The following is a 13,930-nucleotide window of genomic DNA, read 5'->3' on the forward strand; positions in this document are numbered from 1 at the left end:
GGGTTTGACTTGGAACATGCAAGCGCCTCAAATCCCGTAGCAGCCGGGCTTGCCCGCGGGAGCGATCGTGAGGACAACTTCGCCAGCAAGCCCTGCATCGATCAGTAAGAATCCCCGCGAATGTACTCTTCCATCTTCTGGATCAACCGCGCCTGTTCGGCGATGGCTGCCTTGACCAGGTCGCCGATGGACAGCAGCCCCACCAGTTTGCCGTCTTCGACCACCGGCAAATGCCGCAGGCGGCCGTTGGTCATGATGTTCATGCACTGGTCGACCGTGTGATGGCCACCGACGGTTTTCACTTCGTGGGTCATGATGTCGCTGACCGGCGTCCCCACCGAGGCGCGTCCGGCCAGTTCCATCTTGCGCGCGTAGTCACGTTCGCTGACGATCCCCACCACCTTGCCGTCCTTGACCACCGGCACGGCGCCGATGTTCATCTCGGCCATCAACTTGATCGCATCGATCACCATCTGGTCAGGTCTGACGGTATGAACTTCACCGTGGTGCTTTTCTTTCAACTTCAGTAGTTCGGCTACGGTCGTCATGCTGGCCTCTCCGGCACGTATTTGTGATCGCGGCCGCGGAGTCGGGCCGTCCCTACAGAATCGTAGAGAGATGGCATTCCGGCAAGTTTGGAAGCGGCGTGCAATTGGCAAAAAACGTCAGTTGGCGGCGTTTGTCACACTTTTCAGCGCGTTGGCCGACTGATCAGACGAAACGCCGGACCGGCGCCGCCGCCGTGTGCACCCGCAACAGGCCCGGAATCTCGTGGGTCTGGCGCACGAAACCCTGCACCCAGTGCACGAACCCGGCTTCGCTCAGGCCGTCGAGCGGCAACTCGCTGCACAGGCGCACATGGCTGTGTTCATCCAGCGCCAGCCAGCAACCGCTCATGGCGCCGGTGTCGAAGTTCAGGCGCAGTAACCGCTCATAGAGGCCCGGGTCGGGGCGCAAGGTCAGTTTGCAATGCAGGATGGCCACGTCCCCGGAAGCCGGGATTTCGATGATGGCCACTTCACGTTCCTGGTCGAACAGCGCGCACACACCGTTTTCCAGTTTCAGCGGCGTACCCAACTGCTTGCCCAGTGCGTCGATCAGTGCGTTGGCGAGGGTCATGAATAAAGCTCCTTGGTTCTACAATTCGGTGGCTTGCAACAGCACAGACATCACGCCGGGCGGAAGGCTCCATGGTCATCCACGGCCATCTCCCGGGCCGGTCGCGAATCGGCCTTGTCGGCCAGTTCGCCATCGAGGCTGAATTTCTTCGGCGTGGTCTGATCAAGGCCATATTCAAAACTGACTTCGCCACGCAGGCGCTCGATGGCCAGCGCGCTGCCGCTCTTGAAGCTGACGTAGGGCAGGGGCACGCCCAGCGAGTCGTCCTTGGCCGCACTGGTGAAAATGGCGATGCTCTTGATCCGCAGGTTGTCGCGATTGGACAGCTGGTTTTTCAACCCGGCGTCAGTCAGCGTGCCTTTGATCGCCGCGTCTTCGATTTCCTTTTTCAAGCTGTCGGTCACTTCCAGCTTGAGCTCGGCGCGGGTCGTGCCCTTGGCGCTTTTCAGCTCGTCGAGCAAGGCCTTGAGTTGCGGGTCGGCGTTCATCAGGTCGTGGATGCGCTCAGCATTGCCGGGGTTGACGTCCTTGCCGAGCATTTGCTTGACCACATCAATGCCGCGCTTGGTCAGCGCCGCCTGATCCACCCGGTTGACGTTGCTGTGCTTGACCACCATGTCCATCAACGACATCAGGCTGCCACCCTGGGCACTGGCTTGCTGCTGGCGTCGGGTCTGGGCCAGGCTCATCAGCGCCGAATGCTGGGCATCGTTGACCGCCCGCTGGCTGCCGTACTGGGTGTGCAGGCTGGCGAGGCGCTCGTCGACGCTGCGCTCGTCGGCCTTGTCTCGTTTCAATTCGGGGAAGGCTTTCTCCAGGCTGCTTTCCAGGCTCTTCACATCACTGGCCTGCACCGGCAGGGCGTCCTTGAAGCGCACGTCGTAGCTTTTGCCGGTCTTGCTGTCCAGCGACAGGCTGGCGGCGATGCCCATGGGTGCGCCGCCCGCGACGAACAGGTTGTCCGGGCGCGAGGTGAAAATGGTGCTGAACATCCGCCCGTAGCCGGTCACCGAGCCTTTTTCCAGAAACCGCGCGCGGTTGCTGCTGTAGATGTCGGTTTTCAAACCGTCGTTGCCGCGGCCCTGGGTGCGTTCTCGCTCGGCGCTGAGCAGGGCGGCGTTGGCCAGCAAGCCCACGCCGAAACGCATGAAACCGGCCACCGGCTCGGCGTCGGTCTGGCCATAGTTGGTCCGTGATTCGACGTTGGCGCCCAGCTCCAGGTCGAAGTTGTGCTTGGCGGTGGTGCGCACTTCCTGTTCGACGCTGCGATTGAGCAGTTCCATGGGCTTGAGGCCGCCGCCGTCGGGGTTTTTGCTGCGATGCAGCGGCGTGGTCATCAGGTCATTCATAAAGCCTTCCAGCTCATCGTCGCGGATGAAAAAGCTCAGCGCGGTGTTGTCGCTGTACTTGTGCTTGGCGTCCAGGCTGGCGCCGAACCAGCCGCCGTTGGTCTGGTGGTTCTCGTGGCTGTCGCCGGGCGTGGTCTTGACGTCGGTGATGCCGCCGCCAAAGCCGAAACTGGCGGTGCCGCTGACCGTGCCTTCGCGGTTGAGGGCCACTTTCAGGCCGCGGTCGAAGCGGGTGAAGGTCAGGCCGTAGGTGCGGTCGGGGTCGATCGAACCGCGAAAGCCGAGAAAGGAATCGCCCGCCGGGCCGCTGACCCCGCCGGTGATGCCGCCGCCGTAGTTGCGGGTGATCTTCAGGCTCTCCCGGGGTTCGAGTTCCTTCAGGGCCTGGGTCAGGTTCCGCTTGAGCTCGGCGTCATTGCTCGACTTCAGGCTTTCCAGAGCGTTGCGCTTGACCGGGTGGTTTTCCTTGCGCAGGTACTTGAGCAGACTCTTGGTCGCGTCGTAACTGGCTTCCAGCGCTGCGTAGCTGCGAAAGCCGGCGTCGGTGTAACGCTTGATCGGGTTGCCTTCCCAGGCGTCGTTGTGCAGATCGGCCAGCCGTTGTGCGATGCGCTCGGGCCGCGCGCCGTGGGGCTGCCCGGCATCCACGACCATGCGGTCGAGCTGGCTGCTCAGTTCTTTCATCACCTGCACGTTGACCGCCAGCCGCGCGCACAGGAGTGCCTGGTTGTCGCCGCGCACACGGGATTTATCCAGTGACGATTCCGGGTTGCGGTGTTCGAGGGTGAAGCCGTGGTCGCGCAACGATTTGATCATCGCGCCCAGCTCGTCGGTGTCAGTGCCGCCATTGTTTTTCAGCACCTGAGAGACTTCGGCCAGCAGGTCGGTCTTGGGTGGCTTGCCAGGGCGGAATGCCAGGTTGTTGTCGCCATTCTTGAGCAGCGCGCCCTTGTCCTGCGCGAGTTCTCGCAGGGTTTTCTGCATGTCGTCGGCGACGCTCTGGTGAAACCATTTGAAGATTTCGGTCAGTTCGGCCATCTCAGGGCTCAACGTAAGCGAATCCAGTCTGTCCAGCCGCGCGGCGGTGGATTTCGCCACTTTCAGCGGGCTGTGGCTGGCATCCGAGCGCAGTTCCTTGAGCGCGTCGATTTCGTGCCGGTACACCGCCTTGAGCCCTTCGCGCCCGGACCAGGCGTGCTGCACGCTGTCAGCCGGCACCTTGAACGCGCCGGTGGAGGCCAGGTGCGAGGTCACGTAGTTCTGGGTCAGGGTATTGGGCGCGTAGTTCTTCAGCCGGGCGGTCTCGACGTTGTTGCGGCCCAGCACGTTGAAGTTGGTCTTGATGTTGCCCCGGCGGGTGAAGTCAGGCTCGCCGGCGGTCAGGTCGTTGAAGTGCTGGTGGTTTGTGCCGGCGGCGGGCGCCGTGGGCGTGGCGGGCGTCCACTGGCCGTTGTCGTCGTGAACGAATTCGCGGTCGGCGCGGGCGTTGGCATCGGCTTCGGTGGGTGTTGCAACGGAGGCCTTCAGGCACATGCGGCCTTCATTGTCGGTGTACAGATCCTGCGGCGTTGCGCCATCCGGCAAACCAGCGGTGGATGCCGCCTGCCACTGGCGGTCGGCGGACAGGCTTTTCGGGTCGGCGGCAGCGCCGCTCAGTTGCTGCACCACGCCGTCCTTGAGCGCGAACCAGTCTTTGCCTTCGCTGGAAATGCCGGTGATGTTACCGTTGCCCGGCACGGCGGGCAGGGTGGCGCGCTCGCCGTTCTGGTCATGCAGGCGCAGGGTGCCGGCGCTCAGGGTCAGGTAGCGCTGGTCGTTCTGCACGGCGGCCTTTTCCACGCTCAGGTGCTCGGCGCCGCGCAGGATCGTGCCTTTGGCTTCGGTGCCGCGCCCGGGCAGGGCCAGATCGAGGCCCTTGCCCAGGTCGTGGGCGGTGGCCTGGGGCGCGACTTTCAATTGCTTGAGCTTGTTGTCCTTGTCGATCAGGTAGGCAAAGCCGTCCTTCGCGGCGATCAGGCCCTTGATGTCGGTTTCGCTGGTTTTCTTCCACTCCTCGGTGCGCGGATCCTGAGTCAACAGATCGTCGCCGTGGCGGGCGATGGCTCCTCGCGCCAGGCGAATCTGCTGGCTGGCCTCGGGGAGCAGGGCCGGCAGGCCTTTCTGGCGGTCCATGACCAGCGCGCCCATGTGCCAACCGGGCCTGAAGTCATTGAGCTGATGGTCCCACGCCGCGCTGTGTTCGACGCCTTTCTGGTCCTTGATGCGAGCGTGCAGCTGGCCTTGGTCGTCATGGAACAAGTCACTGAAACTGTGTTCGCCGAAGGTGTCCTGCAGGCGCGGGCGTGGCTGCTCCACTTGCAGTTGCAGATCGAGGCCCGGGGTCGGAGGCCTTGGCTCGTAGCTGTCAGCGTCGGCGTCGGGGTCCAGCGACGGCATGTCGTCGTGATCGGCGATGTGCGCCTTGAGCAGCTTGCCCGAGGCGCAGGTCGCGAACAGCGTGTCACCGATCACCGCCACCGATTTGGGCGTAAAGGCTTCGGCGTGATTGATGCCGGCCGGCAAGCGCAGTGGCTGGATGTCGTGCAGGTCTTCGCTGAAGGCCTTGAGCCGCTCCAGCACGGTGTTGCCGTCGTCGTCGGTTGACAGCGCAATCAAGCGGCCTGTGGAAGTCGCACCCAGGGCAGACACCTTGTGGGTGAAATCCAGCGGCAGGTTCGGCTGCTGCAGTGAGCGGACCTTGCCGTCTTCGCCCAGCGCATAGACCTGCCCGTCGCCCATGCTGTGCAGGCTCTTGACGCCAGCCGGACGCTTGCGCTCCTGCCACCGGCCATCATCCTCCAGCGCGTAGAGTTTTTTCTCGTGGATACGCCAGGCCTGGTTGTGGCTGTCGACGTGTACACCGGTGATCTGTGCGCGATGCGCGTTGTCGGGGCGAGCCACGAGGGCGGCGTTGATTTGAGTCTGGCTGCTCTTGAACACTGAAACCGCCAAGTCGCTGGCGTGGGCATGGACCAGTCGGTCGCGGGCATCGACAAGCAGGTATTCGGTCTTGCCTGGGGCCTCGGGTATTTTCGTAAGCGCTTTGTACTGGGCACCGGGCTTGTTGAGTACGCCATCGAGCAGTTCTTCTGTGCGATTGGTGCGACCGTCCGTGCCCAGTACCAGTTGCTTGCCATCCAATGCCATGTTCATCCGCGTGCCCATCTCCATGGCGGGAGGGGGCGCGGCAGTGGTGGCGGGAGCCGAACGTCCGCTGCGGGGGACGGCTGTCGCGTCTGTCTGGCGCGCGCGGAACATGCCCTCCCGAAGGTTCCGGCCATGGGTTCTGAGCGACTGGCTGGCGGCCGCCATGCGGCCCATCACGCCCGTGCGCTGTTGCGGCCCTCCGGTATTGGCGGGCGGGCCGTTGTGCACTGCGCCAGTGGCAGTCGTGGCGTTGGGTCTGAGAAATTGTGGGAGCGAAACCATGCTGACGCCGTCCATGCAGTGGGTACTGTGTGGACTGAGTGGCGTCAGCGCAGAAGCGGTTCCAGAACGGCTCGAAGATAAATCAGGCAGGTTTTTCCGGGCGCGGGCGACGGGGCCGGGAGACCACCGATTCGATGTTCTTGCGGCCGATCAGCAGCGGGCTCTTGGCCTTGCGCGAGGCCGGCATGTCGGCCAGCCATTTGTACATCACCAGGCAATCGACCAGGCCCAGGCGGGGGTGACGATAGGCGCGGGGCAGGCGGCCGACGGTGTCGAAGCCCAGCTTTTGCCACAGCGCGACCGCGACTTCATTGGTGGCCACCACCGAGTTGAACTGCATGGCGCTGAAACCGCTGTCCAGCGCCAGTTGCTGCGAGTGTTCGCACATTGCCCGGGCAATGCCGCGCCCCCGCGCCTCTGACGTGACCATGTAGCCGCAATTGCATACGTGGCTGCCGGGTCCTGCAGCATTGGCCTTGAGGTAATAGCTGCCGAGCAGCACGCCGTCTTGTTCGGCGATCAGCGTGTGCAGCGGGTATTCGAGCCACAGCTGCAGCGCCTGCTCGAAGGTCAGGTCGGGATCATAGGCATAGGTGTCCTGCGCCTTGATCACGGCCTGGAAAGTGGGCCAGAACGCCTCGAAATCGGCGGCGGTCATGGGGCGGATGTTGATCATTTGAGTTCCAGCGGGTGATACGCAGATATGTTTTGTGGGAGCCGGCTTGCTGGCGAATGCGTCGTGTCAGATACATCAATATTGCATGACACACCGCATTCGCCAGCAAGCCGGCTCCCACAGATTGAGGATGTGAACAACCGTCGCCGTCCGGCGTGTGTTGCTTATGAAACCACGCGATAGCACGGCACATACGCCGCGCCGCCCGGCAACTTCATCCGGTGCTGCTCGACGAACGACTGCAGCAAACGGTCCAACGGCTGCATCACCTCGGCGTCGCCATGGATTTCATACGGGCCATGCTCCTCGATCAGGCGGATGCCCTTGTCCTTGACGTTGCCCGCCACAATGCCGGAAAACGCCCGGCGCAGGTTGGCCGCCAGTTCGTGGGGTGGCAGGCTGCGGGACAGTTGCAGGCTGGCCATATTGGCGTGGGTCGGGTCGAAGGGGCGCTGGAAGCTTTCTTCGATCTTGAGCAGCCAGTTGAAGTGGAACGCGTCGGCGCGTTCGCGACGGAACTGGCGCACGGCGGTCAGCCCTTCGGTCATCTGCCGCGCCACTTCCGCCGGGTCGTCGATGATGATCTGGTAATGCTTGTGTGCTTCTTCGCCCAACGTGGCGCTGACGAAGGTGTGCAACTGCTCCAGGTACTTCGCCGCGCTGCGCGGGCCCGTCAGGATCACCGGGAAGGGCAGGCCGGCGTTGTCCGGGTGCATCAGGATGCCCAAGAGATAAAGGAACTCTTCGGCCGTCCCCGCACCGCCCGGGAAAATGATGATGCCGTGACCGACGCGCACGAAGGCTTCCAGACGCTTCTCGATATCCGGCAGGATCACCAGCTCGTTGACGATCGGGTTAGGCGCTTCGGCGGCGATGATGCCAGGCTCCGTCAGCCCCAGGTAACGCCCGCCATGGATGCGCTGCTTGGCGTGGGCAATGGTCGCGCCCTTCATCGGGCCTTTCATGACGCCGGGGCCGCAGCCGGTGCAAATGTCCAGCTTACGCAGGCCCAGTTCGTGGCCCACTTTCTTGGTGTATTTGTACTCGTCGGTGTTGATCGAGTGGCCGCCCCAGCACACCACCATCTTCGGCTCGACCCCGGCGCGCAGGGTGCGGGCGTTGCGCAGCAGGTGGAAGACGTAGTCGGTGATGCCCTGAGAGTTGCTCAGGTCGATGCGCTGGCTGTCCAGTTCGCTTTCGGTGTAGACGATGTCACGCAGGGCGCTGAACAGCATTTCCCGGGTGCTGGCGATCATTTCGCCGTCGACGAACGCGTCGGCGGGGGCGTTCAGCAGTTCCAGGCGTACGCCGCGATCCTGCTGATGAATACGGACTTCGAAGTCCTTGTAGGCTTCGAGAATGGTTTTGGCGTTGTCGACATGGGCGCCGGTGTTGAGGATAGCCAGGGCGCACTGGCGGAAGAGGTTGTAGGTGCTGCCCGAGCCTGCGGCGCTGAGCTGCTGGACTTCACGTTGCGACAGAGTCTCCAGGCTGCCTTTGGGGCTGACCTGGGCATTGATTACGTGTCTTGGAGCCATTCTGAATTCCTTGAAAGCGATGCCGGTCATCCGTGTTCGATGGCAGGCATTAGTACAGTGAGCGAGTTGTGCGCTCACCCTAGGGCCATGTTTTACATGGCTGGCACAGGAAAGCAAACAGTAGCTGCATGCCGTTTCCATTCGCTCGGCGATTTTTGATTTTCAGCCGTGGCCCGGTATGCTGCACCTCGACGTCCGGACCCCCGTGGCCATGCAACTCCTATGATTTTCAACTCATGATTTTCAACTTCACGATTTTCCTCACCACGCTGATCGCCATGGAGGGTGTGGGCTTTCTTGCGCACAAATACGTGATGCACGGCTGGGGCTGGTTCTTGCACCGCTCGCACCACGAGGAACATCTGGGCGCCTTCGAAACCAACGATATCTACCTGCTGGTGCTGGGCCTGGTCGCCGTGGGCCTGATCGTGCTGGGCAACAGCGGCCATGATCCGCTGCAGTGGGTGGGCGCGGGTGTGGCGGCGTTCGGGCTGATCTATATTCTGTTCCACGACGGCATCGTCCATCGCCACTGGCCCACGCGGCCGCGGCCACGCCATCGCTACCTGCGGCGACTGTATCAGGCCCACCTGATGCACCATGCGGTCAAGGGCCGGCGCAACAGCGTGTCGTTCGGCTTTCTGTATGCGCCCCCGGTGGCGACCCTGCAAAAACAGCTGCGCGAGATGCGTCATGCCGAACAACGTCGCCCGCGGGAAATGCCCGCCAGCGATGCAGTGGCGACGCCCATCAACCTCTTCACAGGCTCGGGAGACCGATGTGACTCAATCGAAAGCACACCCAGCAACAGGTAAGACCATCACCTTCAAGCGCCCGGACGGCAAGGACGTCAGCGGTTATCTGGCAAGCCCGGCCAAGACCGAAGGCGCCCCGGCCATCGTGGTGATTCAGGAATGGTGGGGCCTCAACGAGCAGATTCGCGGCGTCGCCGATCGCCTTGCTGCTGCGGGCTATCTGGCGCTGGTGCCGGATCTGTATCGCGGTGAAATGACCGTGGAAGAGGAAGAAGCCCATCACCTGATGAGCAAGCTGGACTTCGCCGATGCCGCCACCCAGGACATCCGCGGCGCCGTGCAGTACCTCAAGGGCCACACGCCGAACGTCGGTGTCACCGGCTTCTGCATGGGCGGCGCGCTGACCCTGCTGGCGCTGAATTTCATTCCGGAGCTTGCCGCAGGCGTGGTGTTCTACGGCATGCCGCCCCTCGAATACCTCGACCCCAAGGCCATCAAGGTGCCGGTGCAGGCGCACTGGGCCACCCAGGACGAATTCTTCCCGGCGGAAAACGTCGACAAACTGGAAGAAAAACTCGGCGAGGGCGGGGTCGACATCGAGTTCCATCGCTACCTGGCGCATCACGCCTTCGCCAACGAAACCGCCATCGGCACCGGGCGGATTGCAGGCACCCAGTACGATCCTGTCTGGGCACAGTTGGCGTGGGACCGTACCTTGACCTTCTTTGGGCGCACTCTCTGGGGTTGATTCAGCATCCGTTACACGCGGCTGACTTCTAACCCGGTGGGAGTGAGCTTGCTCACGAATATTTTTTCAGCCGATGGATCTGCCGAGGATGCACGGCTCCTTTCGTGAGCAAGCTCACTCCCACGGGCCCGACGTGCTCTGCGCGATTAACCGGTTGTCAGATTGCCGAATGTGTCCGATTGAAATATATTGCGAACAATTATCATTTGTTCGCAATTCTCATCATGCCCGTCTCTTCCTCTTCTACCAGCGACTCCCAAGGCGTCGCGGCGCTTTATGGTGCGCATCATGGCTGGCTGGTGAACTGGCTGCGTGGTCGGCTGGGCTGCTCGCATCAAGCGGCGGACATGGCCCAGGACACCTTCATGCGGGTGCTGTTGGCCGAGCGCAAGGCGCCGGTGGCCCATGACCTGATCGAACCGCGACACTTTCTGGTGACCGTCGCCAGGCGAGTGATGGTCGACAGCTTTCGCCGCACCTCGGTGGAGCAGGCCTATCTGCAGGTGCTGGCCGAGCAGCCTGAGCGCTATGCAATCTCCCCGGAAGAACGGCTGATCCTGCTGGAAACCCTGCACGCGCTGGACGCCATGCTCACGGGCCTCGGCGCCCGGGTGAAGGAAGCCTTCCTGCTCTCGCAATTGCAGGGTTTGGGCTACAAGGACATCGCCGCGCAGATGGGCGTTTCCGTCAGTTCGATCACCAAATACATCGCCCGCGCCACCGAGCATTGCCTGCTGTTCGCGCTGGAACACGAGCAGTGAGCCGCTCGCCCGAACAACAGGCCTTGAGCCTTGCCGCCCATTGGTTCGCGCGCCTTGGCGCAGCCCCCGGCGACGCCACCTTGCAACGCCAATGGCAAGCCTGGCACGACGAACATCCCCTGCATCAGTGGGCGTGGCAGCGGGTGGGCCTGTTGCAGACCCAACTGGGCAATGCCAAGGGCGCACTGGGGTATCAGGTGCTTGATCGGGCAGGGCGGAGCATGGCGAGCAGCGGGCGTCGGGCGTTGCTCAAGAGTCTGCTGCTGGGTATCGGGGTCGGTGCACTGGGCTGGGCGGGCTATCGTCAGGCGCCGGTGTTGCTGGCAGATCTGCGCACCGGTACTGGCGAACGACTGACGTTCAAGCTCGATGACGGAAGCACCCTGGTGCTCAACACCGACAGCGCCGTGGACATCGCCTACACCGGGCAAACGCGCCTGCTCGTGCTGCAAAAAGGCGAGATCTACGTGGCCACCGCCAAGGATGCCCGGCCCTTTATCGTGCGCAGCGCCCAGGGCGCGATGCAGGCGCTGGGCACCCGGTTCAGCGTCAGGCAGCAGGACGGCTTCACGCAATTGGCCGTATTCGAACACGCCGTTGCGGTCCGCCCGCAGGCTGCCACGGGCGAACAGCCGGTAATCAACAGCGGCCAGGGCGTCAGCTTCAATGCCCAGGCACTGTTCGATCAGCATGGGCTGGACCCTTCTGCCGACGCCTGGATCAACGGTCGGCTGGTGATCGATGGCTGGCGCCTGGACCGTCTGATTGGCGAATTGCAGCGTTATCGCAGCGGTTACCTGGGCTGCGCGCCTGAGGTCGCGCATCTGCGGATTTCCGGCAGTTTTCCGCTGGATGACATCGATCTGGCGCTGTCGGCCATCGCCCGTTCGTTGCCGGTGGGTGTCGAGCGCCACACCGGTTTTTGGACACGTTTGATCGCGAAAAAAACTACCGCATAAAATTTTTCGCAAAGACATTGTCGATTTGCAGCGGCTCGCGCGACTCCTTGTGAGAAACCCTTACAACGCCCCTTGCCGGGGCTTCAGGAGAGCGCATGCGTAGCCCGAACAAAAAGCCTGCACAGCCAGGTGCATTCCAGCCGAGAAACACCCTGAAACTGGCCTTGCTCGGGGCGTCCCTGGCCTGGCTGGAGCCGGTGTTTCTCGGCGGCGCCTATGCCCAGGCGGCCAGCGTGCAGAAGAGCTACGCCATCGCGCCGGGGCCGCTGGGGGCGGTGCTCGGGCGGTTCGCCAACGAGGCGGGCATCGTGCTGTCGTTCCAGGCCGGGTTGACCGATGGCAAACAGAGCGCGGGGCTCAACGGCAATTACAGCGTCGAGCAGGGGTTCGCCACGCTGCTGGCGGGTTCTGGCCTGATCGCCACGCCCGGTGCCCAGGGCGTTTATGTGCTGTACCGCGCCGACACCTCCCAGGCGATGCAGCTGGGCGCGACCAGCGTGGTCAGCACCGGCATCGACGAGACCACCGAGTACAGCGGCACCTACACGCCGCGCCAGACCAGCACCGCGACCAAGATGGGCCTGTCGCTCAAGGAAACCCCGCAGTCGGTCACCGTGATCCCGCGGCAGGTCATGACCGATCACCACCTGGCCTCGCTGGACGACGTGGTCAAGTTCACCCCGGGCTTGTCCAGCAACCACCGCGACAGCGATCGCTACACCTTCTATTCACGCGGTTTCCAGATCCAGAACTTCGAGTACGACGGCATTCCCTCGCAAACGGCCAACGAATCCCAGCAGTTCACCAGCACCCTGGCCGACATGGCGATCTATGACCGGGTGGAAGTGGTGCGCGGCGCCACCGGCTTGCTCAGCGGCGCGGGCACGCCCTCGGCCACACTGAACCTGGTGCGCAAGCGCCCGACGGAGGATTTCCAGGGCTACGTGTACGGCGAGGCAGGGGCCTGGGACAAGTACCGCGCCGAGGCCGATGTGTCCGGCCCGTTGACCGACAGCGGCAACATTCGCGGACGGCTGGTCAGTGCCTACGAAACGTCCCGCTCCTTTGTCGATTGGTACAGCACGGAAAAGCGCGTGATGTACGGCGCCGTCGATGTCGACCTGAGCGAAGACACCCTGCTGCGCTTCAGCCTGGACTACCAGAACAACGATTCGGACGGCGTCAGCTTCGGCCACATTCCGCTGTTCAACAGCAACGGCACGGCGACCCATTTCTCCCGCTCGTTCAACCCTGGCGCGAAATGGAGTTACCTGGACAACAGCCACTACAACTTCTCCACGGTGCTGGAGCACAAGCTGGCCAACGACTGGAGCTTGAAAGCCGCGTACAGCCATCAATACGCCTACCGCCATGGCGTAGTGGGCTCGGCCAGTTCCGGCGCGCCGGAGTTCGAAACCGGCACCGGGGTGTCGATGTTCGTCAACCGGCTGGACAGCTACCAGACCCAGGACAACGCCGATCTCTATGTCACAGGGCCCTTCCAGCTGGGCGGCCGTGAGCATGAACTGGTGTTCGGTGCCAATGTGGCCTACACCCACCTCAACTACCCGACCTACGAGCGTGCCACGCCTCCGGTCGACAACATTTATGAATACGACGGCAACCCCGGCGGCAAGCCGCACCTGGGCAAGACCGAGGAAAATCTCACGCGCCTGAACCAGAACGGCGTGTACGGCGCCTTGCGGCTCAAACCCACCGACTCGCTGTCGATCATCCTCGGCACCCGGGTCAGCAACTGGAACCAGCGCGACGACAGCAGCGACGATTTCACCGGCGAAGCCACCGCCCGCGATCGCACCAAAAAGACGGGCGTGGTCACCCCTTATGCCGGTGTGATCTACGACCTCAACGACACCTACTCGGTCTACGCCAGCTACACCAGCATCTTCCTGCCGCAGACCTTCTACAAGACCGCTGGCGGCACCTCGCTGCAACCGCTGGAAGGCGACAACTATGAAATCGGCCTGAAGGGCGAATTCCTCGACGGCGCGCTCAACGCCAGCGTCGCGCTGTTCGAAGTCAAACAGAAAAACACCCCGCAACTGGTGGACGACAGCGGTGCGCAGGAAATCTACCGGGCCATCAGCGGCACCACCACGCGCGGCATCGAGACCGAGATTTCCGGCGAGATCCTGCCGGGCTGGAACATCATCGGTGGCTACACCTACCGCGAGTCCCATGACAAGGACGACAACCGGGTGGAAACCAATCAGCCGATGAACTTGTTCAAGCTGGGCACCACCTACCGCTTGCCGGGCGAGCTGAACAAGCTGACCGTGGGCGGCAACATGACCTGGCAGAGCGACATCTACGCGGTCAACGAAGACTTCGCCACCAAGGCCCATCAGCGGCCCTACGGTGTGGTCGGGTTGCTGGCGAACTACAAGGTCGACGAGCACCTGAGCGTGGGGTTGAACGTCAACAACCTGTTCGACAAGAAGTATTACGACGGCCTCGGCACCTTCAACTCTGGCAGCTACGGCGAGCCGCGCAATGCGGTGGTCAACGCCCGCTGGAAGTTCTGAGGCGCACAAAA

General features: G+C 62.9%; 10 protein-coding genes. 5 read left to right on the forward strand and 5 right to left on the reverse strand.

Going from position 1 to position 13,930, the window contains the following annotated elements; translation table 11 throughout:
* Positions 1-101 precede the first annotated feature (101 nt).
* The 5 genes from AC1MEK_RS13695 to ppnN all read right to left on the reverse strand — a co-directional run bounded on the left by AC1MEK_RS13695 (position 102) and on the right by ppnN (position 8,150).
* Complete coding sequence (locus tag AC1MEK_RS13695; protein ID WP_480396819.1) at positions 102-548, reverse strand: CBS domain-containing protein; 447 nt, start codon at positions 546-548, stop codon at positions 102-104.
* Positions 549-711: 163 nt separating this feature from the next.
* The gene (locus AC1MEK_RS13700) at positions 712-1,119 is read right to left on the reverse strand and encodes a type III secretion system chaperone (protein WP_480396820.1); all 408 of its coding nucleotides are present in this window, start codon (positions 1,117-1,119) and stop codon (positions 712-714) included.
* Positions 1,120-1,169: 50 nt separating this feature from the next.
* Positions 1,170-5,936: an AvrE-family type 3 secretion system effector gene (locus AC1MEK_RS13705; protein WP_480396821.1), complete on the reverse strand. Its 4,767-nt coding sequence runs from the start codon at positions 5,934-5,936 to the stop codon at positions 1,170-1,172.
* Between the two features lie 82 nt (positions 5,937-6,018).
* Positions 6,019-6,612: an N-acetyltransferase family protein gene (locus tag AC1MEK_RS13710; RefSeq protein ID WP_480396822.1), complete on the reverse strand. Its 594-nt coding sequence runs from the start codon at positions 6,610-6,612 to the stop codon at positions 6,019-6,021.
* Between the two features lie 164 nt (positions 6,613-6,776).
* A complete protein-coding gene (ppnN, locus tag AC1MEK_RS13715; RefSeq protein ID WP_480396823.1) occupies positions 6,777-8,150 on the reverse strand; it encodes a nucleotide 5'-monophosphate nucleosidase PpnN in 1,374 nt (457 codons plus the stop codon).
* A gap of 236 nt (positions 8,151-8,386) precedes the next feature.
* Between ppnN and AC1MEK_RS13720 the strand changes: the two genes are divergently transcribed.
* From AC1MEK_RS13720 to AC1MEK_RS13740, 5 genes are all read left to right on the forward strand, one after another.
* A complete protein-coding gene (locus AC1MEK_RS13720; protein WP_480396824.1) occupies positions 8,387-8,965 on the forward strand; it encodes a sterol desaturase family protein in 579 nt (192 codons plus the stop codon).
* Positions 8,931-9,653 (forward strand): dienelactone hydrolase family protein, encoded by a 723-nt coding sequence (locus AC1MEK_RS13725; RefSeq protein ID WP_480396825.1) that lies wholly within the window; start codon positions 8,931-8,933, stop codon positions 9,651-9,653. Before AC1MEK_RS13720 ends, AC1MEK_RS13725 begins: the two co-directional genes overlap by 35 nt.
* Positions 9,654-9,877: 224 nt before the next feature.
* Positions 9,878-10,414, forward strand: a complete 537-nt coding sequence (locus tag AC1MEK_RS13730; protein WP_480396826.1) for a sigma-70 family RNA polymerase sigma factor — start codon at positions 9,878-9,880, stop codon at positions 10,412-10,414.
* On the forward strand, positions 10,411-11,373 hold the full coding sequence (locus AC1MEK_RS13735) for a FecR domain-containing protein (RefSeq protein ID WP_480396827.1): 963 nt from the start codon (positions 10,411-10,413) through the stop codon (positions 11,371-11,373). The genes AC1MEK_RS13730 and AC1MEK_RS13735 overlap by 4 nt, the downstream gene beginning before the upstream one ends.
* A gap of 95 nt (positions 11,374-11,468) precedes the next feature.
* On the forward strand, positions 11,469-13,919 hold the full coding sequence (locus tag AC1MEK_RS13740) for a TonB-dependent siderophore receptor (RefSeq protein ID WP_480396828.1): 2,451 nt from the start codon (positions 11,469-11,471) through the stop codon (positions 13,917-13,919).
* Positions 13,920-13,930 lie beyond the last annotated feature (11 nt).

The organism is Pseudomonas sp. 2, assembly GCF_056627435.1.

Coding starts and splice junctions, on each gene's coding strand:
- AC1MEK_RS13695 (WP_480396819.1), bottom strand. CDS start 548: ATGACGACCGTAGCCGAACTACTGAAGTTGAAAGAAAAGCACCACGGT.
- AC1MEK_RS13700 (WP_480396820.1), bottom strand. CDS start 1,119: ATGACCCTCGCCAACGCACTGATCGACGCACTGGGCAAGCAGTTGGGT.
- AC1MEK_RS13705 (WP_480396821.1), bottom strand. CDS start 5,936: ATGGTTTCGCTCCCACAATTTCTCAGACCCAACGCCACGACTGCCACT.
- AC1MEK_RS13710 (WP_480396822.1), bottom strand. CDS start 6,612: ATGATCAACATCCGCCCCATGACCGCCGCCGATTTCGAGGCGTTCTGG.
- ppnN (WP_480396823.1), bottom strand. CDS start 8,150: ATGGCTCCAAGACACGTAATCAATGCCCAGGTCAGCCCCAAAGGCAGC.
- AC1MEK_RS13720 (WP_480396824.1), top strand. CDS start 8,387: ATGATTTTCAACTTCACGATTTTCCTCACCACGCTGATCGCCATGGAG.
- AC1MEK_RS13730 (WP_480396826.1), top strand. CDS start 9,878: ATGCCCGTCTCTTCCTCTTCTACCAGCGACTCCCAAGGCGTCGCGGCG.
- AC1MEK_RS13740 (WP_480396828.1), top strand. CDS start 11,469: ATGCGTAGCCCGAACAAAAAGCCTGCACAGCCAGGTGCATTCCAGCCG.